The sequence below is a fragment of the Curtobacterium sp. VKM Ac-1393 genome (assembly GCF_015350995.1).
Taxonomy (GTDB): Bacteria; Actinomycetota; Actinomycetes; order Actinomycetales; family Microbacteriaceae; genus Curtobacterium.
In genome coordinates, this window is sequence record NZ_JADKRW010000006.1 from 215,382 (window position 1) to 239,085 (window position 23,704).

A 23,704-nucleotide genomic window follows, 5' to 3' on the forward strand; every position below is an offset into this window, starting at 1 on the left:
GTCGGTGCCGCCGGGTGGGCGGCCGGTCTGGTGTCGGCCTGGAGGCCCGGTGCGGGTCCGGCGGTCAGCTCGCGTCGGTTGCGGTGCCGGCCTGGATCGCGGTGATCGCGACGGTGTTCACGATGTCGCTGACGAGCGCGCCGCGGGACAGGTCGTTGATCGGCTTGCGCAGGCCCTGCAGCACCGGCCCGATCGCGACGGCACCGGCCGAGCGCTGCACGGCCTTGTAGGTGTTGTTGCCGGTGTTGAGGTCCGGGAAGATGAAGACCGTCGCCCTGCCCGCGACCGGGGAGTCCGGCATCTTCGTCGACGCGACCGTGGGGTCGGCTGCCGCGTCGTACTGGATGGGGCCCTCGACGAGCAGGTCGGGACGGCGCTCGCGGACGAACGCGGTGCCGGCACGGACCTTGTCGACGTCCGCCCCGGTGCCGCTGTCACCCGTCGAGTAGCTGAGCATCGCGACGCGGGGGTCGATGCCGAACTGTGTCGCCGTCTCCGCCGACGAGATCGCGATGTCGGCGAGCTGCTCGCTCGTCGGGTCCGGGATCACCGCGCAGTCGCCGTAGACCAGGACGCGGTCGGCGAGCGCCATCAGGAACACGCTCGACACGATCGAGGTGTCGGGACGGGTCTTGATGATCTCGAAGGACGGCCGGATGGTGTGCGCCGTGGTGTGCTTCGCGCCGGACACCATGCCGTCGGCGAGGCCGAGCTGCACCATCATCGTGCCGAAGTACGAGACGTCCGTCACGGTGTCGCGCGCGAGCTCGATCGACATGCCCTTGTGCGCGCGGAGCCGGGCGTACTCCTCGGCGAAGCGCTCGCGGAGCTCCGGGTCGAACGGCGACACGAGCTGCGCGGCGTCGAGGTCGAGCCCGAGCTCGGTCGCGCGGGTGCGGATCGCGGCGGGGTCGCCGAGGATCGTCAACTCGCAGACCTGGCGGGCCAGCAGGGTCGACGCGGCGCGGAGGATGCGGTCGTCCTCGCCCTCGGGCAGGACGATGTGCTTGCCGTAGCCGCGGGCGCGGTCGAGCAGCCCGTGCTCGAACATCAGCGGGGTGACCACGCCGGAGGGGGTGAGCTGCAGGCGGTCGCGCAGGGCCTCGGCGTCGACGTGCTGCTCGAACAGGGCGAGGGCGAGGTCGGCCTTGCGGGGCGAGTCCGCAGCCAGGCGCCCGCGGGTCTGGGTGATGCGGAGGGCGGTGTCGTAGGTGCCCAGGGTGTTCTGCGCGATCGGGAGGGAGCTCGACAGGCCCTCGAGCAGCCGGGATATCTGCGGGGCGGTCTCGAACCCGCCGTTCAGGATCACGCCGGCGAGGCTCGGGAACGTGTCCGACTGGTTCGCAAGCAGGGTCGCGATGAGGACGTCGCTGCGGTCACCCGGGACCACGACGATGCCGCCTTCGATCAGGCGGGGCAGGACGTTCTCCATGCTCATGCCGGCGACGACGGTGCCGAGCGCCTCGCGGTCGAGCAGGGCGTCGTCCCCGCGGACCAGGGTCGCGTCGGTGGCCTGCAGCAGCGCACGGACGGTCGGGGCGACGAGCACGCGGTCCTCGGGGATCGCCCACACCGGCACGTCCGGGTGGTCGTCGTGCACGGCCCGCTCGACGCTCGCCACGATGGCTTCGAGGGCCTCCGGGTCCGCACGGTTCACGATCACGCCGAACAACTGCGCGTGCGCCGCCCGCAGCTCGCTCGTCGTGACGTCCGCGACCTGCGCCATGCCCTCGGGCGTCCGGGCCCCGCGCTCGGCTGCGTCGCGCCCGCCGAGCACGAGCAGCACGGGGGCGCCGAGGTTCGCGGCGACCTTCGCGTTGAACGACAGCTCGGTGGGGCTGCCGACGTCGGTGTAGTCGGAGCCGAGGACCACGACCGCATCGCACTGCCGCTCCACCTGAGCGAACCGGTTCACGATCGTGCCGAGAGCGACGTCCGGGTCGGCGTGGACGTCGTCGTAGGTGACCCCCACCGCGTCGTCGTAGGAGATGCCCACCGCGGTGTGCTGCAGCAGCAGTTCGAGCACGTAGTCGGGTTCGGCGACCGAGCGGGCGACGGGGCGGAACACGCCGACGCGACCGACGGAGCGTGCGAGGGTCTCGAGGACACCGAGGGCGACGGTGCTCTTGCCCGTGTGCCCTTCTGCTGACGTGATGTAGATGCGGGTCGACACGCGCCCCAGGGTAGTCGCCGGACACGTCACGACCACTGGGAGCAACCGGACCGCACGACACGCGGTCGTGACCACCCCGCAGAACCTGTACCATTGGGTGTCGCCGTCGCGAGACGGTGTCAGGAGAATTCGCCTAGTGGCCTATGGCGCACGCTTGGAAAGCGTGTTGGGTGCAAGCCCTCGGGGGTTCGAATCCCCCATTCTCCGCCAGCAAGGCCCCGCACTCGAGTGCGGGGCCTTCGTCGTTCCGTCGACAGTTCGTGGCCGTGCAGGGGCGCGGTCCCCCACGCAGCGGACCCGCCTGTCCCCTGTTCGCCAAGGACTGGCCGTCAAACGCCGATCCGGGGTGGAACGGGCTGTCCCCGCTCCCCGCCGGTCACCTATGCTTGCCGGAGCGGACGGCTCCGGGACGAGCCGACCGCGATGCATCGAGCGGCAGGGGCGTCGCTCGCCGGGCAGACGCTTCGGCGTGCCCACGACATCCGAGGGGCGAGGAGACGCGCATGGGGGAAACGACGGTGCCGGCCGCGCCGCACCTGCGTGCCGCCGTGTACGACGTCGTCCTCCGGCCGCGCCGTTCGCTCGTCCGGTCGACCGCGCTGAGCATCGTGTTCTCCGCCGTGCCGCTCGCCGTCGCCATGGTCTGGGTGTCGTTCCCCCTCCGGACCTGGGCGCTCGTCGCGTCCGTGGTCGTCGCCCTCGCGGCCCTCGTCGGTGTCGTCTTCGTGCGGTTGCGGACCGCGTACATCGGCATCGACGCCGACGGCGTGACGATCCGCGGGGTGGTCACACCGCACCGCCGGGTCCCCCGTGAGCGCGTGCACAGCCTGGTGCTGGCCACGACGTACGGCAGCTCCGTCGACCGCACGATGCGCGAACTCGTGGCGTTCGACGCCACGGGCGCGCACCTGTTCCGCATCCGTGCCGACGTCTGGGGCGACCAGGGACTCGCGCAGGTCGTCGAGGCCCTGGGTGTCCAGGTGACCGAGGAGAACCGTCCGGTGTCGGTCCGGTCCTTCGCGAAGCGCTACCCGTCGAGCCGAGCCTGGTACGAGCAGCGGTCGGCCTACCTGGTCGTCGGCGGTGTGGCGGCGTGCATCGTGGTCGCGCTGCTCGTCGTCGAGTTCACCGGCCTGCTCGGGGACTGAGCCGGTCGCCGCTCACCGACGTCGTCGGAGCGTCGAGAAGATCCCCTGCACCACCTCTCTGGCGATCGTGCCGCCGAGCCCGGACCCGAGCAGGTCCGACAGCGGGTCGTCCGCCTTCCGCGAGGCCGTCGTCCGCGTGCTCCGCCCCGACCGGCCCGAACGCCTGGACGCCGCGGCCCGCTCGGCCTGCTCGAACTCGCGCTGTGTCCGCTCGTACTCCTTCTGCGCATCGACGGCCGCGGCTTCGGCAGCAGCCGATTCCATCCGGCGCGCGAGCATCTCGTGTGCGGAGTCCGGGTCGACCCGAGGGCCGTACGTCGCGAGCAACGGCGACGCCTGCACCCGCGACGCCATGTCGGCCGCGGGCATCGGGTCCATCGATCCCTGCGGTGCACGCAACCGCGTCCAGGCGACCGGCGTCGGCGCACCCTTCTCGTTCATCACGGTGACGATCGCCTCGCCCGTGGCCAGCGACGTGAGCGCCTCGCCCAGGTCGTAGTCGCTCGACGGGTAGGTCGACACGGTGGCCCGGAGCGCCTTCGCGTCGTCGGGGGTGTGCGCCCGGAGCTGGTGCTGGATGCGCGACCCGAGCTGCGCCAGGACGTCGTTCGGCACGTCCTTCGGGGTCTGGGTCACGAAGAAGATGCCGACGCCCTTCGAGCGGATGAGCCGCACGGTGCGCACGATCTGGTCGGTGAAGTCCTTCGATGCCCCGCTGAACAGCAGGTGCGCCTCGTCGAAGAAGAACACGAGCTTCGGCTTGTCCTGGTCGCCGACCTCCGGCAGTTCGTTGAACAGGTCGGCCAGCAGCCACATCAGGAACGTCGAGAAGACCTCGGGCTGGTCCTGCACCCCAGGGACCTCGAGCAGGCTGACGATCCCCCGGCCGTCGGCAGCCGTCCGGAGGAACACCTGCGTGTCGATCTCCGGCTCGCCGAAGAACTGGTCGGCACCCTTGTCGGCGAACGTGATGAGCTCGCGCAGGATGACGCCGGCGGTCTGCTTCGAGAGTCCACCCAGTTCGGCCAGCTCCCCCTTGCCCTGGTCACCCACCAGGAACGTCAGCACGCTCCGCAGGTCGGTGAGGTCGACGAGCGGCAGCCCGGCCTGCTCGGCGTAGTGGAAGACCAGCCCGAGCGACGATTCCTGGGTGTCGTTCAGCCCGAGCACCTTGGACAGCAGCAGCGGACCGAACCCGGACACCGTCGCACGGATGGGCACGCCGGTGCCCTGCCCGCCGAGCGAGAAGAGCTCGGCCTGGCTCGCGACCCCCTGCCACTCCTGACCGATCCCCCCGGTTCGGGCGAGCAGCTTCTCGTTCCCCTGCCCAGCGACGGCCAACCCGGACAGGTCGCCCTTGATGTCCGCAGCGAAGACCGGCACGCCGTTCGCCGCGATCTGTTCGGCGAGGACCTGCAGCGTGCGGGTCTTGCCGGTGCCGGTCGCACCGGCGACCAGCCCGTGTCGGTTCAGCATGCCGAGCGGGATGCGGACCTGGACGTCGGGCCGGGCGTCGCCGTTCACCAGGGCGCCGAGTTCGAGCGCCTGTCCTTCGACGGTGTACCCGGTCCGGATCGCTGCGATGGCGTCAGGACCCAGCGGGCCGGCTCCACCGCTGCCGGGAGGCACGGTGCCGGCCGCGTGGGCGGCTTCCGGACCCGGGGCGGCCGGCTCCGGGGCCGTGGCCGTGGCCGTGGCGGCACCGTCGGCGACCGCGGCGGTGGGCTCTGGGGCCGCGGGGACGGCGGAGGCGGGCTCCGCGTCGGGGGCGAGCCGGGCCTCCTGTCCGGCGAGCGCGGCCGCGAGCTCCTCGGCCCGCTGCACGGCTTCGTCCGCCAGCCGTCGTGCCTTGTCCGCCGCCTGCTGGGCGGCCTCGGCCGCTGCCCGTGCCTGCTCCACCGCGTCGCTCATGGGCACAGCCTAGGGACGCGCGGGGACCGCTGTCCGGCCGTTCCGGGCAGCTGTGGAGAACTCGTCAGTGCGTGAGCTCGGGGACCGTCCGCGGGCGCACCACGACCCACAGGATGAGGATCGCCATGGCCGCCGTCGACCCCATCACCATCGCCATCGGGGTCGCGGTCGTGATGCCGAGCCACCCGACGATCGGCGAGATCAGCCCGGCGACGCCGAAGTTCAGGGCACCGAGCAGGGACGCTGCCGTACCGGCCTCCTTGCCGTGGGCGGCCAGACCGATGACCTGGACCAACGGGAACGAGAACCCGCACGCCGCGATGAAGAACCACAGCGGCACGAGCACGCCGACGAGCCCCGCACCGAGCTGGTCGAGCACGATGATGGCGATCGACGCCAGCAAGAGCGTCGCCGTCGAGCACGCCAGGATCCACTGCGGCCCGACACGCTGCGCCAAGCGCGCCGAGATCTGCACACCGAGGACGACGCCGACCGAGTTCACCGCGAAGAGCAGTCCGTACTGCTGCGCGTCGAGTCCGTAGACGCCTTGGAACAGGAACGGCGACGAGCTGAGGTACGAGAACAGCCCGCTGAACACCATGGCGCCGATGAGCGCGACGCCCACGAAGATCCGGTCGGAGAAGAGCGCCTTGTAGCGCTGCCCGATGGTGGAGTGCCCCGCCTCTCGGCGACGGGCCGGCGGCAGGGTCTCGACGATGAGCAGGATCGAGGCGATCACCACGGCGAGGCCGTAGCAGGCGAGGAAGACGAAGATCCCGCGCCAGCTGGTGAACTGCAGCATCTGCGACCCGATCAGCGGCGCGAGGATCGGCGCGAGACCGTTCACCATCGCCAGCCGTGACAGCATCCGGACCAGCGGCTTGCCACCGAACAGGTCGCGGACCGTGGCCATCGCGACGACACCACCAGCGGCCGCGCCCATGCCCTGCAGGACGCGGAACACCGCGAGGAGCTCGATGTCCGGCGCGGTCGCGGCACCGATCGACGCGGCGATGTGCACCGTCGTCGCGATGATGAGCGGCAGGCGCCGGCCGACCTTGTCGCTCCACGGACCGACGAGCAGCTGCCCGAACGCGAACCCGAGCGTCGTCGCCGTCAGCGTCAGCTGGACCGCACCGTCGGTGACGCCGAACTGCTCCTTGAGTGCCGGGAACGCTGGCAGGTACAGGTCGATCGTGAACGGCCCGAGCGCGGTCAGGGCGCCCAGGACGAAGACGTAGACGAGTCGCTGGCGCCGGGAGAGCGAGTCTCCGGGGTGCAGGACGACCCGGAGCGAACCGGTGGTGGCGGGCGCGGTCACGAGCAGGAGTCCTTCGGCGGTGCGGGGCGGGAGGTGATCGCGGCGTCGATCGAATCGATTCGTCCGCGAGACCATCCTACGGGCCGCGCGGAGCGCTGCGAGGCCGCCGGCACGGATTGCCCGCGTGTTGCCACCCGCCGTCCGCGTGCCGATCCCGCGCCATGCGGTACCGTCGGACTGCTCGGGGGCCTCCGGGTGAACCGGATCAGAAGGGGGTGGGCGTCATGGTGGATGCCCGGATCCTGCACACGACCGCTGCCCTGCGCGAAGCGATCCTGCGGCTGGCAGCCGATCGACCGGTCTCCGAGATCACCGTCGCGGACGTCACCCGTGCCGCCGGCATCAACCGGGCGACGTTCTACTCGCACGCGGTCTCGCCGGGCTCGCTCCTCGCCGACGTCCTGACGCCCGAGCTCGACCGCATCCGCCAGGACGACGCCGACGACCGCCGGGCCGCCGCGGCCCGCGGTGCCGACGCGGCCGAACTCGCCACGATCACGCGGCGGGGCATCAACGCGGTCGTCGAGCACGTGACCACCCACCGCGACATCTACGGCAAGGCGTTGCCGGACCCGAACGACGCCTCACTGCACCGTCTGCTCGTCGCCCACTTCACCGAGTCGAGTGCGCTGCACATCCGCGAGCTCGACGCCGCTCGGCGCCCGGAGCTCCTCGACGACGTCGCCGCCGGTTACGTGGCACAGGGCTTCGTCGGGGCGATCGAGGCCTGGCTGGCCGGGCCGCGACGTTCGCGGAAGGCACTGGTCGAGACGATCACGCTGTCGTTCCCGGCCTGGTGGAGCTGAGCGACCGCACGGCACACACGCCGTCGCGCGGCGCTCACTCGGCGTCGGTGGTGTCCGCTCCGGTGGTGTCCGCGCCCGTGGGTTCGGTCTCGGGCTTCTCCCCGCGCTGCAGCGACCGGACGACCTCGACCGCCGTGGTCGCCGTCGCCGCGTCGTCATCGCCGGACGGCACGCGGTAGTCCGCCGAGACCCCGTCACCGCCGGTCCCCGTCGCGGGCAACGGGTCGCCGAGGGACACCACGACCACGCCGGCGTCGTGCGCGGTCTGGATCACCCCGGTCAGCGCGGCGGGCTGCGCGGCGTGCACGAGCAACGCCTTGGCACCCTTGCGGACGAGCTGCGCCACCGCGGTGCGCTGCGACGACGCCGCTCCGGACGCCGGTGCGACCCGGACGTCTGGCCGGAAGCCGGCGTCGGCCAGGCCGCTCCGCAGGTCCTCGCCCAGGGCCGACTCACCGTCGACCAGGACGACACCGATCACGGCCTGCTTGTCGAACCCGCCGTCGGAGCTCGTCAGGTCCGTGCTCTGCACCGGTGTGGGCGCAGCCGACGTCGTGCCCTGGCAGCCGGCCAGCGTGAGTGCGGCCGCCACGGCGACTGCTGCAGCGACGATGCGCAACACGGGGGTCTCCTCTTCGGTCCGGTCTGCCACGCTACCCGGCCGCGCGGTCCGACGACGTCGCGGGCACCGGCGCGGGCACGGGTCCGAGGCGCCGGACGGCGGCGACGGCCAGCGCCGCGAAGCCGGTCATCGCAGCGAACACGAGCGGGAACGACACCGTGCCGTCGGCACCACCGGTCGCCGTGAAGAGCAGTCCGGTGACCGCCAGTCCGATCACGCTGCCCGCGGCGTCGGCGATGGTGAGCGCCGAGCTCGCGAACCCGTCGTCCCCCTCGCCCGAGAACCGCAGCGTGAGCATCGAGGTGCGCGGGTAGATCGCACCCATGCCCGCACCGCCGACGAACCAACCGGCGACGAGCACCCACCACGACAGGTCGAGCGCGGCCACCGCGAAGGCCGTCAGCAGGCTCACGAGCACCAGGGCGAGTCCCACACCGAAGGTCCGGCGCGCGGTCAGACGGTGCTCCCCCAGTCGTCCGTGCGCCCAACTCGAGGCCGCCCAGCTCAACGCCGCCACCGTCAGGGCGAGCCCGGCGGCGGACGCTGACAGACCGTGCTTCGCCTGCAGCAGGAACGGGACGTAGGCCTCGCTGCCGAAGAACGACGCCGCGACGAGCCCGCGGAGCAGCACGACGGACGGCAGCCCGGCGGCAGCGCGGAACGTGCCCGACGGCAGGAGCGGACGGAGTGCGAACCACGTGCCGACCAAGCCGACGACCACCGCGGCCACCATGGCCCACGCGGTCAGGTCCGGTGCGACGTTGAGCAGCAGGATCGACACCGCAGCGGCGACCGACCAGCCGATCCGGACCCGTTGCCACGGCGGCCGGAGCGCCGCATCGGGCGCACGCAGCCGGCCGAGCGTCGGCACGAGCAGGGTGAACGCGCCGACGGCGATCACGAGCGCCCCCGCGAACACCCAGTGCCAGTTCCACGTGTCGGTGACGATGCCGGCGATCGCGGGACCGATCAGGGCCGGCACCACCCACGCGGCCGCGAACCCGGCGAACACCGGGCCGTGCAGCTCGGCGGGGAAGATCCGGGCGACGAGCACGTACAGCACGACGTCGATCGCGCCGGCGCCGAAGCCCTCGATGAGACGTCCGACCAGGAACACCGGCATCGTCGGCGCGAGCGTGACCACGGCCGTCCCGACGGCGAACAGCACGGCGGAGACCCATGCGACGATCCGACCACCGGCACGGTCGGTCCAGTTGCCGGCGAGCACCATGCCGGGCACGCCGGCGGCGAGCGGCGCGGCGAACGCCAGGGCGTAGAGGGCCTCGCCGTCGAGGTCTCGACTGATCACGGGCATGATCGTCGTCATCGCGAGGTTCTGGAACGCCGCGACGCCGACGATGGCGACCATGCCGATCGTCGCGCGGGCGTACCGGCCGCTCAGCAGGCCCGTCCTCGTCGCCGTGGTGCTCACCCGCTCATCGTAGGCGCGGCCACCGACGTGCGGACACGACGGACGGGAGGCACGGTGCGGGCCCGCACCGTGCCTCCCGTCCGTCAGCGGGTCAGCGCTCGAGCGCCTGCCGCACGTCCGCGATCAGGTCGCCGGCGTCCTCGATGCCGACGGACAGCCGCACCACGTTCTCCGGCACCGCCAGCTCCGTGCCCTTCACCGAGGCGTGCGTCATCTCGCTCGGGTACCCGATGAGCGACTCCACGCCGCCGAGCGACTCGGCCAGCGCGAACAGCTCGGTGGACTCAGCGAAGCGTCGTGCCGCAGCGGGGCCACCGGCGAGGGCGACGGACAGCATGCCGCCGAAGCCACGCATCTGCCGCGCGGCGACGTCGTGCCCCGGGTGGTCGGCCAGGCCCGGGTAGTAGACACGCTCGACACCCGGCGCAGCGACGAGCGCCTCGGCGACGGCCTGCGCGTTCGTGGAGTGCCGTTCCATCCGGACCGCGAGCGTCTTGATCCCGCGGGTGGTGAGGAACGCGTCGAACGGCGACGAGATCGCACCGGCGCCGAACTGCAGGAACTGCACCTTCGCCGCGAGCTCCTCGTCTGCCAGCACGACGGCGCCGCCCACGACGTCCGAGTGCCCGCCCAGGTACTTCGTCGTCGAGTACACGACGACGTCGGCGCCGAGCGAGAGCGGCTGCTGCAGGTACGGCGACGCGAAGGTGTTGTCCACCACGACGAGCGCACCGGACTCGTGCCCGAGCGTCGCGAGCCCGGCGATGTCGGCGATCTTCATGAGCGGGTTCGTCGGGGTCTCGACCCACAGCACGGTCTGTTCCGGAGCTCCCTGCAGCGCGGCCCGGACCTGGTCCAGCTCGCTCATGTCGACCACGACGAGTTCGACGCCCCACGGCACGTGCAACCGGCTGACCAGGCGGTGCGTGCCGCCGTAGACATCGTTGCCCATCACGACGCGGGCGCCCGGGCGGAGCGCCGCACGGAGCAGGGCGTCCTCGGCCGCGAGTCCGGACGCGAACGAGTACGCGGCCACACCGCCGTCGAGGTCGGCGAGCAGGGTCTGCAGCCCATCACGCGTCGGGTTGCCGGAACGGGAGTACTCGTAGCCGTTCCGCATGCCACCGATGCCGTCCTGCACGTACGTCGACGTCAGGTGGATCGGCGGGATGACCGCCCCGGTGGGGCCGTCGGGTTCCTGGCCGGCGTGGATGGCGCGGGTGCTGAACTCGGTCATGCTGGCTGGGTTCCTTACTCGGAGAGGTAGGTCAGGAGGTCGTGGCGGGTCAGGACCGTCACCGGCTTGCCGTCCTCGACGACGAGCAGGGCATCCGCCGACTCGAGCGCGCGGCGGGCCGACGAGACCGACTCGCCGACGCCGATGAGCGGGAGCGGGTCCCCCACGAAGTCGGTCAGCGCGTCCGCCATCTTCGCGGCGCCGATGAAGACGTGCTCGAGCAGCGCCTTCTCCTCGACCGCGCCGACGACCTCGCCGATGACGACCGGCGGCTCCGCGCTGAGAACGGGCATCTGCGACACCCCGTACTTCGTCATGATGTCAACGACCTCGCGCACGGTGTCCGCCGGGTGCGCGTGCACCAGGTCGGGCAGGCGGCCGTCCTTGCCGGCGATGAGGGACCCGACCGTGCGGGCGTCGTCGGTCTCGGCGAAGCCGTACGAGCGCATCCACCGGTCGTTGAAGATCTTGCCGAGGTAGCCGCGGCCACCATCCGGCAGCAGGACCACGACCACGTCGTCCTCGGTCAGGTCGCGAGCGGCGCGGAGGGCTGCGACGACGGCCATGCCGCTCGAGCCGCCCACGAGCAGGCCCTCTTCACGCGCCAGGCGTCGGGTCATCGCGAACGACTCGGCATCCGACACCGCGATGATCTCGTCCGGCACCTCGGGGTCGTACGCGGTCGGCCAGAAGTCCTCGCCGACACCCTCGACCAGGTACGGACGGCCGGTGCCGCCGGAGTAGACGGAGCCCTCGGGGTCCGCGCCGACGATGCGGACACGGCCCTCGGACGCCTCTTTCAGGAACCGGCCGGTGCCGGAGATCGTGCCGCCAGTACCGACGCCCGCGACGAAGTGGGTGATCTGCCCCTCGGTGTCGCGCCAGATCTCCGGACCGGTGGTCTCGTAGTGGCTGCGGGGACCGTTCGGGTTCGCGTACTGGTTCGGCTTGTAGGAGCCCGGGATCTCTCGCACGAGTCGGTCGGACACCGAGTAGTACGACTCCGGGTGCTCGGGCGGGACCGCGGTCGGCGTCACCACGATCTCGGCGCCGTACGCCGTCAGGACGTTGCGCTTGTCCTCGCCGACCTTGTCCGGCAGCACGAACACGCACCGGTAGCCGCGCTGCTGGGCGACGAGCGCCAGCCCGACCCCGGTGTTGCCCGAGGTGGGTTCGACGATCGTGCCACCGGGCCGCAGGTCGCCGGAGGCCTCGGCCGCGTCGAGGATCCGGGTGGCGATGCGGTCCTTCGACGAGCCGCCCGGGTTGAGGTACTCGACCTTCACCAGGATGGTCGCACGCACCCCCTCGGTGACCCGGTTGAGCTTGACGAGCGGTGTGTCGCCGACGAGGTCGACCACGGAGTTCGCGTAACGCACGGGCCGAGTCTAGAACGCGGGCACCGCGTTCTGCTGGGTCGTGACGTGCGTCTCGCTCTGGGGACGACCGGGGTCGGGTCTCAGTGGCCGACGACGCCGGCCGGGTCGGCTTGCTGCCGGTGCAGCAGCGAGTAGGTACCCTCCAGCGCCAGGAGCTCGTCGTGCGTCCCCTGCTCCACGATCCGCCCGTGGTCGAGCACGAAGATGACGTCGGCATCGCGGATCGTCGACAGCCGGTGTGCGATCGAGATCGTGGTACGCCCGGCGGCCGCGGTGTCGAGCGCCGTCTGCACCACCCGCTCCGAGATGGAGTCCAGGGCACTCGTGGCCTCGTCCAGTACCAGCACCGGTGGGTCCTTGAGGAGTACCCGGGCGATCGCGATCCGTTGCTTCTCGCCGCCGGACAACCGGTACCCGCGCTCCCCCACGACGGTGTCGTAGCCGTCCGGGAACGAGGCGATCGTGTCGTGGATGTTCGCAGCCCGGGCAGCCCGCTCGACCTCGTCGTCCGTGGCGTCCGGCTTGGCGTACCGCAGGTTGTCGCCGATCGTCGCGTGGAACAGGTAGGTCTCTTGACTGACGATCCCCACGTGACGCATGAGGTCCTCGTGCGCCAGGTCGCGGACGTCCTGCCCCGCGAAGCGCACGGAGCCCTCGGTCGCCTCGTACAGGCGCGGCACCAGGTACGAGACCGTCGTCTTGCCCGCACCGGAGGGACCGACGAAGGCCGCGAACTGGCCGGGGCGGAGTTCGAACGAGACCCCGCGGAGCGTCGGCTTGTCGGGTTCGCCGTCCGGGTAGGTGAAGGTGACGTCGTCGAAGGCGACGTGCCCGATCTTCGTGTCGTCCACGGGCTTCGCAGTCGGCGAGTCGGTGATCGCGGGCTGCAGGTCGAAGTACTCGAAGATGCGGGCGAACAACGCACCGGAGGTCTGCAGGTCCAGCACCACGCGGAGCAGGCCGACGGTCGGGAACAGCAGGCGCGACTGCACCGTCGTGAACGCCACGATGGTGCCGGCCGTGATCGGCACGTCGCCGATGATCAGCCACGCGGCGACGAGGTAGATGATCGCCGGGATGATCGACAGGAAGATCTGCACGATCGCGAAGAACCACTGCCCGGACATCTGCTGTCGGACCTGCAGCTGGATCTGGTTGCGGTTCTCGTCCCCGTAGCGGCGGGTCTCGCTGCGCTGCTGGTTGAAGCTCTTCGCGAGCAGGATGCCGGAGACGCTCAGTGCCTCTTGCGTGATCGCGGTCATGTCGGACAGCGACTCCTGCGTCTGCCCCGCGATCCGGGCACGGACCTGGCCGACCCGACGCTGTGCGATCACGAGGAGCGGGAGCAGCACGACGGCCACCAGCGTCATCTGCCAGCTCAACAGCAGCATCGCGACGATGGCGGCGATGACCGTGACGGTGTTGCCGAGCACCGACGAGATCGTGTTGTTCAGCACGCTCGCGACGCCGCCGACGTCGTTCTGCAGTCGTGACTGGATCACGCCCGTCTTCGTGCGGGTGAAGAACGCGAGCTCCATCCGCTGCAGGTGCCCGAACAGGCGCATCCGCATGGCGCCCATCACCTTGTTGCCGACCGTCGCAGTCAGGTAGGTCTGCCAGACGCCCAACCCGGCGCTCGCGATCCAGAGGAACACCATCGCCGACACGAGCTCGACCAGCACCGGGACGTCGGGGCTGCCGGACTCGGGGAACAGCCCTCGGTCGAACGCCTGCTGCGTCAGCAACGGCGGGATCACCGAGATGGCGGCCCCGACCAGGACGAGCACAACCGTCAGGACGATCGACCGGCGGTGCGGGACGAACAGCCCCGCGATGCGCTTGACCAGGTGCGGGATCTTCGGCGCCTCGGCGTTGGCGGCCTTCTGCGCGCGGAAGTCGCCGCTCGAGATCCGGCCGCCGCCGCGCGGACCACCGCCGCCGCCACCGCGACCCCCGTGCATCCCGCCGCCCATGCTCATGCAGCAACCGTATCCCCGCGGTCGGACATCGGCGTGCCGTCGGCGACGGACGTTCCGCACTGCATCCAGTCGGTCGTATTTGACCCCGTTCAGGGGGCGTGCGAGCATGTGCCGTCCCCGCTCCCGCACCACCGAGGTCCCATGACGTCCGCGCCGTCCCGTCCCACGTCCCTCCGCCAGCAACTCGCCCGCCGCAAGCCGATCGAGCAACTGCAGTCCGAGGCAGCCGTCGGCGTCAACGGCGAACCACTTCGTCGGTCGCTGGGTGTCTGGCACTTGACGATGATCAGCGTCGGCGCCACCCTCGGAACCGGCATCCTGGTGGTGCTGGGCACGGCCGTGCCGCTCGCGGGTCCCGCCGTGTGGATCTCGTTCGTCGTCGCCGGTATCGCCGCGCTGCTGTCGGCGCTGTCCTACGCCGAGATGGCGGGAGCCGTCCCCACTTCCGGGTCGAGCTACTCCTACACCTACGCGACCATGGGCGAGGGCATCGCCTGGGTCTGCGGCTGGTGTCTCGTGCTCGAGTACGCCGTCTCGGTGGCGGCCGTCGCGGTCGGTGCGAGCGAGTACGTCGACGAGACCCTGCGCGTGTTCGGGCTGCACCTGCCGACGGCGCTGTCGGCTCCCCCGGGCGACGGAGGCGTCGTGAACCTGCCCGCCGCCGTCCTCGTCCTGCTCGCCACCGCCGTCCTGATCCCCGGCGCCCGCGAGAGCGCCTGGGTGAACACCGTGATGGTGATCGTCAAGATCGCCCTGCTCGTGTTCTTCGTCGTGGTCGCGTTCACGGCCTTCCAGGCGCAGAACTTCGAGCCGCTCGCGCCGATGGGCGCCGCCGGCGTGACCGCTGCGGCTTCCAGGCTCTTCTTCTCGTACATCGGGTTCGACGCTGCCTCCACCGCCGGCGAAGAGGCGAAGAACCCCCGCCGTGACCTCCCCCGGGCGATCATCGGTTCGATCGCGCTCATCACGGCGCTGTACATCCTGGTCGCCATCGCGGCGATCGGTGCCCGCTCGTGGACCGACTTCTCGTCGTCCGAGGCCTCACTCGTCCGCATCGTGGTCGACGTCACGGGTCAGCCCCTCGTCGCACTGGTCTTCTCGATCGGCGCAGTCGTCGCGATCGCCAGCGTGGTGCTGACCGTGCTCTACGGCCAGACCCGGATCCTGCTCACCATGGCCCGTGACGGCCTGGTCCCGAAGGTCTTCGGTCGGGTCTCTCGGCGCACCGGCACCCCCATCGCGAACACGTTGATCATCGGCATCACGGTCACGATCGTCGCCGCCCTGGTCCCCCTGGGCGAGCTCGCCGACGCCACCAGCATCGGCACCCTCGTGGCCTTCGCGCTCGTCAACGTGTCGGTCATCGTGCTCCGTCGCTCGCAGCCCGACCTCGAGCGCTCGTACCGCGTCCCGTTGTTCCCCGTCGTGCCGATCCTCGGCGCCCTGAGCTGCGTCCTGCTCGCGGTGTTCCTCGGTGCCACGACGTGGATCGCCTTCGGCATCTGGATGGTCGTCGGCGCCGTGCTCTACCTGGCCTACGGCCGCCGCCACAGCACCCTGCGCTGACCTGCCCGCCCGGCCCGCCCGGCCGGCCCCGCCGCCCACGACCCCTCCGCGAAAGCGACAGGGTGCCGCAAACGGTTCGCGGACATCTGTCGCTCTGCCAGGAGGCCCGGCTCGGCTCCGGCAAGAAGTGTCGCTCTGGCAACACAATTGGTCTGACCTCCACGGTGCGAGTCGACGACCGCAACAGTCAGCGGCACGGCACGCCGTGCTGTCGGAACAGCGACCGAAGCCGTTCCGGAGCCACGACGTGCTCCCAGTAGACGCGGACGAAGCCGTTCACCTCTGATCGACCCCGGACACGGTCTTCACGCTGCTTCTCGGTCCACACGGCTTCAGCGCCGGTCTTCCCTCCGAGCATCCCGGGGTCCTCGTACTTCTGTCGACCGTCGAACTCCACGACGATGCCCTGGCGTGGCAGCCAGAAGTCCACGCGGTCGACACGGCCGTCCGGCCAGCGGAACTCGTGCTGCGGTTCCCAGTCCGGACAGTGCAACTCCGCGGCGCGGACCGCCAAGTACGACTCCCCGACCGACTCGTGGCGCACATCACAGATCGCCAGGGCCTGCTCGAGCCGGACCGCGCCCCACGGACCTCCGGCGAGGCACAGACGCTCGAGCTCCCCGCGTCCGACACCGCTCCGCAACGCGTGGTCGAGCCCCACGACGGCATCTGCGAGTGTGCCACGCCGAGCGTTCTCGACGGCGGTCTGCGCCAGAGCGGTGAACGGGACACCGTGGAACAGCTTTCCCGACCGCTCGGGCGCACCGGCGTGGACGGTCAGTCCCACGCGATGCCGGTCGTGCTCGAGCCCGGCGCCGACGGCCTGGACACGCTCAGGCCACGGATCGAGTCGTGGCAGGCCGAACACCGCGGCAGCCGAGTCGAGCGCGAACACCGCGTCGGACCGGAGCAACGGGATGACGGCCCGCATCCGGACGAGGTGTCGCGAACGACCGTCGAGCGCCTCCCACGGCGCACGTTCGACGTAGACACCGTGCCGGACGCGCACGAGCTCGCCGGCCCGCTGCCGTCGCTGGAGATGGCGGGCGCCAGCCCGGTCGAGGTCGTTCGTGCGGAGGATCTCGATGGCGTTGGCGGGGTGCATGAGAGCACACTGTCGCTCGAGACGACCGGTCTCAGGGTCCGGAGCCGATCTGTGGACAACCGCCGCGCCTCCAGGCGGTCAGCGGTGTCCTGCCAGAGCGACAGATCTCAGCAACGAGCGACTGAATGTACCGCCATCGCGACAGAATCCCGCGAACAGTCGGCGGCACTCTGTCGCTTTCGAGGAAGCCGTCGCGACCAGCACCCCGCACCCGCACCCGCACCCGCACCCCGCACCCCGCGCACGACGAAGGCCGCCACCCCGAGGGGCAGCGGCCTTCGTGAACCGAACGGTCGAGACTACGCGAGCTCGATCGTGGCGCCAGCGGCCTCGAGGGTCGCCTTCGCCTTGTCGGCGGTCTCCTTGTTCGCACCCTCGAGGATCTTGGCGTCGGCGGTCTCGACGAGCGCCTTGGCCTCACCGAGGCCGAGCGACGTCAGGCCACGGACCTCCTTGATGACCTGGATCTTCTTGTCACCAGCGGACTTGAGGATGACGTCGAACTCGGTCTTCTCCTCAGCGGCCTCGGCCGGGGCAGCGGCGGCCGGAGCGGCAGCAGCGGCCGGGGCAGCAGCGGTGACCTCGAAGACCTCTTCGAACTTCTTCACGAAGTCCGAGAGCTCGATGAGCGTGAGCTCCTTGAAGGCCTCGATGAGCTCGTCCTGCGAAAGCTTCGCCATGATTTTCTCCTACTACTCAGTAATACGTGTGGTTGTGGAACGCGAGCCTGATCAGGCCGCGGACTCCTGCTTCTCGCGAAGGGCGTCCACGGTGCGGACGGCCTGCGAGAGGGGGGCCTGGAACAGGTACGCAGCACCGAACAGCGAGGCCTTGAAGGCGCCGGCGAGCTTGCCGAGCAGAACTTCACGGGACTCGAGGTCGGCGAGCTTGTCCACCTCGGTCGCGGTGAGCGGGTTACCGTCGAAGTAACCGCCCTTCACCACGAGCTCGGGGTTCGCCTTGGCGAATGCACGCAGCGACTTCGCGACGGCGACGGTGTCACCGTGGACGAAGGCGAGAGCGGACGGACCGGCGAGCTCGTCGTCGAACGACGAGATGCCGGCGTTGTTCGCCGCGATCTTGGTCAGCGTGTTCTTCACCACGGCGTACGTGGCGTGCTCACGGATCGAGTTGCGGAGCTCCTTGAGCTGCGCGACCGTGAGACCGCGGTACTCGGTGAGCAGAACGGCGTTCGAGCTACGGAAGGACTCCGTGAGCTCGGCGACCGCAGCTTCCTTGTTCGCCATGGTTCTCCTTGGGGGTTTCTTGCCGGTAGCCCCAGGTCCACGAACGAAAAAAGCTCCGGCGCAGAGGCTCGGAGCTGCTCTCACCAGATGGTGGGAGTGGTTCGGAACACCTGCGCGGGATGCCTCACGAGTGAGGACCTTCGGTCATGCTGCAAGCAGCACGACATCCGGCGGTCTTTGGCTTCGAGAACAGTAGCAGATGCCGTGGACGACACCAAACGGCGGACGGGAGGCCCGTGGCGGGCCCGCCACGCGCCTCCCGGCCGTCAGTGGGTCGCGTCCACCGCAGCTGGTGTCGCTGACCAGTCCACGGACGCGTCCGCACCAGCGGCCGGGTCGGCCGAAGCGGCCGACGGATCCACCGGCAGGTGCACCGTGAAGACGGTGTCGCCCGGCACGCTCGCCACCGCGACGCTCCCGCCGTGCGCTTGCACGACGGCGTCCACGATGGCAAGCCCGAGCCCCGTCGACCCCACCGTGCGCGACCGGGAGCTGTCGGCTCGGGCGAACCGCTCGAACAGCTTCGGCAGGAACTCGGCGTCGATGCCCTGGCCGGTGTCGCGGACGGTCAGGTCCACGCCGCCGTCGGCCGGTGCGATCCCCACGGTGATGCGGGTGCCCTCGGGGGTGTGCGTCCGGGCGTTGGTGACGAGGTTCACGATGACCTGGTGCAGACGTGCGGCATCCCCCACGACCACGACGGGTGAGGGCGGCACGTCGATCTCGATGACGTGGTCCGGCGAGGCGGCGTGCGCGTCGTTGACGGCGTCGAGCACGAGGCCGGTCAGGTCGACCTCGGCGAACTGGATCTCGCGCCCCTCGTCGAGGCGGGCGAGGAGCAGCAGGTCCTCGACCATCGACGTCATCCGGATGGACTCGGACTCGATGCGGCTCATCGCGTAGACGACGTCCTTCGGCAGGTCGCCGCCCATCCGGCGGGTGAGCTCGGCGTACCCACGCACCGAGGCGAGCGGCGTGCGGAGTTCGTGCGAGGCATCCGCGACGAACTGCCGGACCTTCTGTTCGGACCGTTCCCGCGCCTGCATGGCGCCTGCGATGTGGCCGAGCATCCGGTTGAAGGCGCTGCCGACCCGGCCCACCTCGGTGCGGGGGTCGGTGTCGGGGACGCGGACGCCGTCCAGGGCGTCGCTGCGGTCGAGGGGCATCCGGGCGACGGTCGAGGCAGTCTCGGCGACACGCTCGAGCGGGCGCAGCGAACGCCGGACGACGACCGCGGCGACGATCGAGCCAGCCAGCAACGCCGCGGCCACCACGACCACGACGACACCGAACAGCTTCCACACGCTGTCGTACACGGGCGCCATCGGCAGCCCGACGACCAGGACCGCCGGGCCGACGGTGACGGCTGCCACGCGGTAGCGACCGGTGTCGCCGCCCAGGTCGACCGTGGCCGGCTCGGCGCCGACCCGCACGGTGCCGAGGGCCGCCGCACTCGACTGGGTGATCCCGCTGGGCCGCCCGTAGTCGTCGAGCACGTTGGCGACGACGACCTGGCCGTCGACGAAGTACGCGGTCAGGGTGCCGGCTGCCTGACCGGACGGACGCGACAGGTCGATGCCGGGCTGCCCGGACTGGTTCTGCTCGAGGTAGCGCTGTGCACGGTGGGTCGCACTGGTGATCTGCTTGTCGATCGCACCCGTCTGGATCGACGAGAGCGCGATGATGCTCACCGCCCCGATGACCGCGCTGACGGCGACGACCAGGGCGACGATGCTCAGGACGAGCCGGCGCCGGAGGGTCACGAGGTCGGCTTGATGACGTACCCGACGCCGCGCACCGTGTGGATCATCGGGGTCTCGCCGGCATCGATCTTCTTGCGCAGGTAGGAGATGTAGATCTCGACGACCGAGGACTTGCCCCCGAAGTCGTACGACCACACGCGGTCCAGGATCTGCGCCTTCGACAGCACGCGACGGGGGTTGCGCATCAGGAAGCGGAGGAGCTCGAACTCGGTGGCGGTCAGCTCGATCGGCCGGCCGGCACGGTGGACCTCGTACGACTCCTCGTCGAGCACCAGGTCGCCCACGACGATGCGGGAGTCGCCTGCCTCGGAGATCGAGATCTGCGAGCGGCGGATGAGTCCACGCAGCCGCGCCACGACTTCCTCGAGCGAGAACGGCTTCGTGACGTAGTCGTCGCCGCCGGCGGTGAGCCCGGTCACACGGTCCTCGACGCTGTCCTTCGCGGTGAGGAACAGCACCGGGGTGTCGTCGTTGTTCTGCCGGAGCCGGCTCAGCACCTGCAGCCCGTCGAGGTCCGGCATCATCACGTCGAGCACCATCGCATCGGGCTTGAACTCCCGCGCCGTGGTCAGGGCGTCCTGCCCGCCGTTCGCACTCTTGACGTCCCAGCCCTCGTAGCGGAGCGCCATGGACAACAGGTCGGTGAGGCTGGCTTCGTCATCGACGACCAGGATGCGCAACGGGGTTCCGTCGGCACGCGTGAGGCGCGGGGCTGCTGCAGGCTGGGAGATGGTCACGTCTTCGAGTATCGAGAAGTTCCTATGAGTCGTCTGTGGGCCGACCCTCCGCGCTCTGTGGATCGATCCGAGAGCACACGGCCGCTCCTTCGTAGGTTGGGGGGATGCTGCGATCCTCCGCTTGGCCACCGTCCGCCAGGCACGTCGACACCGCGGGGATCGAGGCGACTGCCGGGAGGCCCGGCTCGAGTCCGACGGACCGGCTCACGGTCGCGCGGACGCTCGCTGCCACCACCCCGCTCCTGACCGCCGGTACGGCCGGCGGGTTCCTCACCACGCTCGCGGCGGTCGCCGCGGGCGACGTCGCGACCGCCCGCACCGTCGAACCGCACCTCGACGCCCTGGGCATCCTGCAGCAGGCCGGCGTGCCGGTCCCGGTCGACTCGACCTGGGGTGTCTTCGCCGCCGAGGGGCCGGGACTCCGCCTCGACGCCGCAGTGCAGGCCGACGGCACCGCCCTCCTGACCGGTACGAAGCCCTGGTGCTCCCTCGCCTCGACGCTGTCGCACGCCCTGGTCACCGCACACGCCGGCGACGACCGTCTCCTCGTCGCGGTGGACCTGCGGCAGGACGGCGTCACCGTGCACGACGCGGCCTGGGTCGCCCGCGGCATGCCCGACGTGCCGAGCGGCCCGGTCGACTTCGACGGGGTATCCGCTCAGCTCGTCGGCGCTCCCGGGTGGTACCTGCGGCGGCCGGGCTTCGCGTGGGGAGGCATCGGCGTCGCCGCGTGCTGGTGGGGCGGTGCGGTGGGACTCGGCCGGGTGCTGCGCTCGCTGGCCGTGGCGCACCCGCAGTCCGAGCTGCTGCAGGCCGCACTCGGTGCCACCGTGCTCGACCTGGCGGACGCCGAGGACGCCCTCGCCGATGCCGCGGCGCGGATCGACCGCTCTGACGACGCCGACGCCGACGCACCCGAGGTCGACTGGCCACTGCTCGCCCAGACGGTGCGGTCCCGGGTGCGCAGAGCGGTCGACGCCGTCCGCACACGGGTCGTGGCGACGATCGGCCCCGCTCCCCTGACCGCGGACTCCGCCGTCGCGGCACGGGTCGCGGACCTCGAGCTGTACGTCCTGCAGGACCACGGCGCGCGGGACCTCGCCCGCATCGGCCGGATGGTCACCGAGCGCGGCGGTGTCGCGTGGTGACCTTCGACCACCGCGAGCCGGGCACCGACCCGGCGGCGTGGACGCCGTTCCTCGACCGGATGCCGACTGCCACGATCGACCTCGACGGCATCCGGTCCGTGGTCGTCCTCGCGCCGCACCCCGACGACGAGACGCTGGGAGCCGGTGGACTGATCGCGAGCGCTTCGGACGCCGGGGTCCCCGTGCACGTGGTGCTCCTCACCCGCGGCGAGCGCTCGCACCCGGACTCCCCCACCACGACGGCGCTGGAGCTGGCGACCGTCCGCGACGCCGAGTTCTCCCGAGCCCTCGCCGTGTTGCACCCCGAGGCGACCGCGTCGTCGGTCGGGATCCCCGACGACGGGACCCGTGAACACCGCGATCGCGTTGCGCAGGCACTGCGCGACGCCCTCGCCGACGCTCCGACGCCGACGCTCGTCGTGGCACCGTGGCGTGGCGACGGCCACCGGGACCACCGCATCGCCGGCGAGGTCGCCGACGAGGTCACCGCCGATGCGCCTGACCTGACGCTGCTGACGTACCCGATCTGGGCGTGGCACTGGGACGACCCGGCGGCCCCCGTGGCTCCGTGGTCGCGGGCGCGATCGCTGCGACTCACCGACGGTCTCGTCGCGCGCAAGCGTGCCGCCCTCGGCGCCTACGCGTCGCAGACCCACCCGCTGTCCCCGGCGCCCGGTGACGAGGCGATCATCGACGACCGGCACGCCGCCCACCACCTGCGGTCGACCGAGTGGTTCTTCGCGCCGGAGCCGACGGCGTCACGGTCGCGGGAGTCCTTCGACGCGCACTACGAGCGGAAGCCCGAAGGGTGGGACTTCGAGGGCTCCTGGTACGAACGCCGCAAGCGTGCCGTGACGCTCGCTGCACTCCCCCGGCAGCGCTTCCGGTCGGCACTCGAGCTCGGGTGTGCCACGGGGGTCCTCACCGCTGCGCTCGCCGAGCGCGCGGACACCGTCCTCGGTACCGACATCTCGGCAGCGCCGCTGGCACAGGCCGCGGTCCGGACACCGGAGGCCCGCTTCGTGCAGGCCGCGCTGCCCGCCGAGTGGCCGACGGGGCGGTGGGACCTCGTGGTGATGTCCGAGGTCGGGTACTACCTGTCACCCGCCGACCTCGACGACACGATCGACCGGGTGCTGGCGTCGCTCGACGACGACGGCGTGCTCGTCGCCTGCCACTGGCGACACCCCGACGACGAGGCGGTCTCGAGCGGCGACGCGGTGGACGCCCGGCTCGCCGAACGGTGGCCACGGCCGGCCCTGGTCCGTCACGTCGAACCCGACTTCGTGCTGAGCGTGCTGCCCGGGCCCTCGGTCGTGTCGGTCGCCCGGGCCGAGGGGCTCGTCCGGTGACCACCGTGCCCAGCGGTCCTGTCCTCCGGGTCGACGTCGTGCTGCCCGCGCACGACGAGGAAGACCGCATCGCATCGTGCCTCGACGCCCTGCTCGCCGCACGCACACGGCTCGAGCAGGATCGGCCCGAGGTGGCGGTCTCGGTGACGGTCGTGCTCGACGGCTGCACCGACGACACGGCCGCGATCGTCGAGCGCTTCCCCGTCGACGTCGTCGCGACCGCCCACGTCGGCGTCGGTCGGGCGCGGACCATCGGGGCCACGCACGCGCTCCGGCGGCACCCCGCCGACCCGGCGTCCCGCTGGCTCGCCCACACCGACGCGGACTCGCGGGTGCCGGAAGGCTGGCTGGTCCAGCAGGCCGACGCCCTCCGCTCCGGGGCGCACGTGCTCGTCGGCGCCGTCGTCCCCGACCCGGACGACCTGGACCCGGTCGTGCTCGCCCGGTGGACGCAGGCGCACCCACCCGGTGCCGCACTCGGGCACGTGCACGGCGCGAACCTCGGCGTGCTGGCATCGGCGTACTTGGCGCTCGGCGGGTTCGACCCCGTCCCCGAGCACGAGGACGTCCGGCTCGTCGAGCGGGCGCACGCGATGGGGTTCCGCGTCGACGCGACGGTCGACCTGCCCGTGGTGACGAGCGGGCGGTTCGCCGGCCGGACGCCCGGCGGCTACGCGGAGCACCTGCGCCGGGAGTACGGCGACGCGAGCTGAGGGCCCCTTAGACAGCTCATAGGCTGCCGATGGGGCGGCCACTGACCGGCTGCCTACGTTCTCCT

General features: G+C 71.2%; 19 protein-coding genes and 1 tRNA gene. 7 read left to right on the plus strand and 13 right to left on the minus strand.

What is annotated here, in order from left to right:
- Positions 1-64: 64 nt before the first annotated feature.
- Positions 65-2,173, minus strand: a complete 2,109-nt coding sequence (pta, locus tag ITJ59_RS14575) for a phosphate acetyltransferase (RefSeq protein ID WP_194652025.1) — start codon at positions 2,171-2,173, stop codon at positions 65-67.
- Between the two features lie 122 nt (positions 2,174-2,295).
- Here pta and ITJ59_RS14580 point away from each other — a divergent pair.
- Together ITJ59_RS14580 and ITJ59_RS14585 are read left to right on the plus strand one after the other, a co-directional pair.
- A tRNA-Ser gene (locus ITJ59_RS14580) sits at positions 2,296-2,383 on the plus strand.
- A gap of 293 nt (positions 2,384-2,676) precedes the next feature.
- On the plus strand, positions 2,677-3,321 hold the full coding sequence (locus tag ITJ59_RS14585) for a hypothetical protein (protein ID WP_194652026.1): 645 nt from the start codon (positions 2,677-2,679) through the stop codon (positions 3,319-3,321).
- Positions 3,322-3,333: 12 nt separating this feature from the next.
- Here ITJ59_RS14585 and ITJ59_RS14590 read toward each other — a convergent pair whose 3' ends face one another.
- Positions 3,334-5,232: a helicase HerA-like domain-containing protein gene (locus tag ITJ59_RS14590; RefSeq protein WP_194652027.1), complete on the minus strand. Its 1,899-nt coding sequence runs from the start codon at positions 5,230-5,232 to the stop codon at positions 3,334-3,336.
- 64 nt (positions 5,233-5,296) lie between these two features.
- A complete protein-coding gene (locus ITJ59_RS14595) occupies positions 5,297-6,553 on the minus strand; it encodes a multidrug effflux MFS transporter (protein ID WP_194652028.1) in 1,257 nt (418 codons plus the stop codon).
- A gap of 224 nt (positions 6,554-6,777) precedes the next feature.
- On the opposite strand from ITJ59_RS14595, the gene ITJ59_RS14600 reads away from it, so the two are divergent.
- Positions 6,778-7,359, plus strand: coding sequence for a TetR/AcrR family transcriptional regulator (locus tag ITJ59_RS14600; protein ID WP_194652029.1), 582 nt, complete (start codon positions 6,778-6,780; stop codon positions 7,357-7,359).
- A gap of 34 nt (positions 7,360-7,393) precedes the next feature.
- Here the strand turns inward: ITJ59_RS14600 and ITJ59_RS14605 are convergent, their stop codons facing one another.
- The 5 genes from ITJ59_RS14605 to ITJ59_RS14625 all read right to left on the minus strand — a co-directional run bounded on the left by ITJ59_RS14605 (position 7,394) and on the right by ITJ59_RS14625 (position 14,002).
- Positions 7,394-7,981: a substrate-binding domain-containing protein gene (locus ITJ59_RS14605; RefSeq protein ID WP_194652030.1), complete on the minus strand. Its 588-nt coding sequence runs from the start codon at positions 7,979-7,981 to the stop codon at positions 7,394-7,396.
- Positions 7,982-8,012: 31 nt separating this feature from the next.
- Positions 8,013-9,413, minus strand: coding sequence for an MFS transporter (locus ITJ59_RS14610; RefSeq protein WP_194652031.1), 1,401 nt, complete (start codon positions 9,411-9,413; stop codon positions 8,013-8,015).
- 91 nt (positions 9,414-9,504) lie between these two features.
- Complete coding sequence (locus tag ITJ59_RS14615) at positions 9,505-10,650, minus strand: cystathionine gamma-synthase (protein ID WP_194652032.1); 1,146 nt, start codon at positions 10,648-10,650, stop codon at positions 9,505-9,507.
- A 14-nt stretch (positions 10,651-10,664) separates the two neighbouring features.
- Positions 10,665-12,029: a cystathionine beta-synthase gene (locus ITJ59_RS14620; protein WP_194652033.1), complete on the minus strand. Its 1,365-nt coding sequence runs from the start codon at positions 12,027-12,029 to the stop codon at positions 10,665-10,667.
- A gap of 80 nt (positions 12,030-12,109) precedes the next feature.
- The gene (locus ITJ59_RS14625; protein WP_228511616.1) at positions 12,110-14,002 is read right to left on the minus strand and encodes an ABC transporter ATP-binding protein; all 1,893 of its coding nucleotides are present in this window, start codon (positions 14,000-14,002) and stop codon (positions 12,110-12,112) included.
- Positions 14,003-14,149: 147 nt separating this feature from the next.
- Here ITJ59_RS14625 and ITJ59_RS14630 point away from each other — a divergent pair, with 147 nt between their 5' ends.
- A complete protein-coding gene (locus ITJ59_RS14630; RefSeq protein WP_194652034.1) occupies positions 14,150-15,574 on the plus strand; it encodes an amino acid permease in 1,425 nt (474 codons plus the stop codon).
- 187 nt (positions 15,575-15,761) lie between these two features.
- Here the strand turns inward: ITJ59_RS14630 and ITJ59_RS14635 are convergent, their stop codons facing one another.
- From ITJ59_RS14635 to ITJ59_RS14655, 5 genes are all read right to left on the minus strand, one after another.
- A complete protein-coding gene (locus ITJ59_RS14635) occupies positions 15,762-16,679 on the minus strand; it encodes a type IV toxin-antitoxin system AbiEi family antitoxin domain-containing protein (protein ID WP_194652035.1) in 918 nt (305 codons plus the stop codon).
- Between the two features lie 299 nt (positions 16,680-16,978).
- Positions 16,979-17,359 carry a 50S ribosomal protein L7/L12 gene (gene rplL, locus ITJ59_RS14640; RefSeq protein WP_017888664.1) on the minus strand — a complete coding sequence of 127 codons (381 nt, stop codon included), beginning with the start codon at positions 17,357-17,359 and terminating at the stop codon, positions 16,979-16,981.
- A 51-nt stretch (positions 17,360-17,410) separates the two neighbouring features.
- Positions 17,411-17,926 (minus strand): 50S ribosomal protein L10, encoded by a 516-nt coding sequence (gene rplJ, locus ITJ59_RS14645; protein ID WP_194652036.1) that lies wholly within the window; start codon positions 17,924-17,926, stop codon positions 17,411-17,413.
- 266 nt (positions 17,927-18,192) lie between these two features.
- The gene (locus ITJ59_RS14650) at positions 18,193-19,689 is read right to left on the minus strand and encodes a sensor histidine kinase (RefSeq protein ID WP_194652037.1); all 1,497 of its coding nucleotides are present in this window, start codon (positions 19,687-19,689) and stop codon (positions 18,193-18,195) included.
- Positions 19,686-20,426 (minus strand): response regulator transcription factor, encoded by a 741-nt coding sequence (locus ITJ59_RS14655; RefSeq protein ID WP_017888661.1) that lies wholly within the window; start codon positions 20,424-20,426, stop codon positions 19,686-19,688. The genes ITJ59_RS14650 and ITJ59_RS14655 overlap by 4 nt, the downstream gene beginning before the upstream one ends.
- 104 nt (positions 20,427-20,530) lie before the next feature.
- On the opposite strand from ITJ59_RS14655, the gene ITJ59_RS14660 reads away from it, so the two are divergent.
- Genes ITJ59_RS14660 through ITJ59_RS14670 form a run of 3 tightly spaced genes read left to right on the plus strand, consistent with a single transcriptional unit; the run spans position 20,531 to position 23,639 of the window.
- Positions 20,531-21,574, plus strand: coding sequence for an acyl-CoA dehydrogenase (locus ITJ59_RS14660; RefSeq protein ID WP_194652038.1), 1,044 nt, complete (start codon positions 20,531-20,533; stop codon positions 21,572-21,574).
- Entirely contained in the window at positions 21,571-22,926 is a 1,356-nt protein-coding gene (locus ITJ59_RS14665) for a PIG-L family deacetylase (protein WP_323749515.1), read from the plus strand. The genes ITJ59_RS14660 and ITJ59_RS14665 overlap by 4 nt, the downstream gene beginning before the upstream one ends.
- Entirely contained in the window at positions 22,923-23,639 is a 717-nt protein-coding gene (locus ITJ59_RS14670; protein WP_194652040.1) for a glycosyltransferase, read from the plus strand. Before ITJ59_RS14665 ends, ITJ59_RS14670 begins: the two co-directional genes overlap by 4 nt.
- Positions 23,640-23,704: the final 65 nt, after the last annotated feature.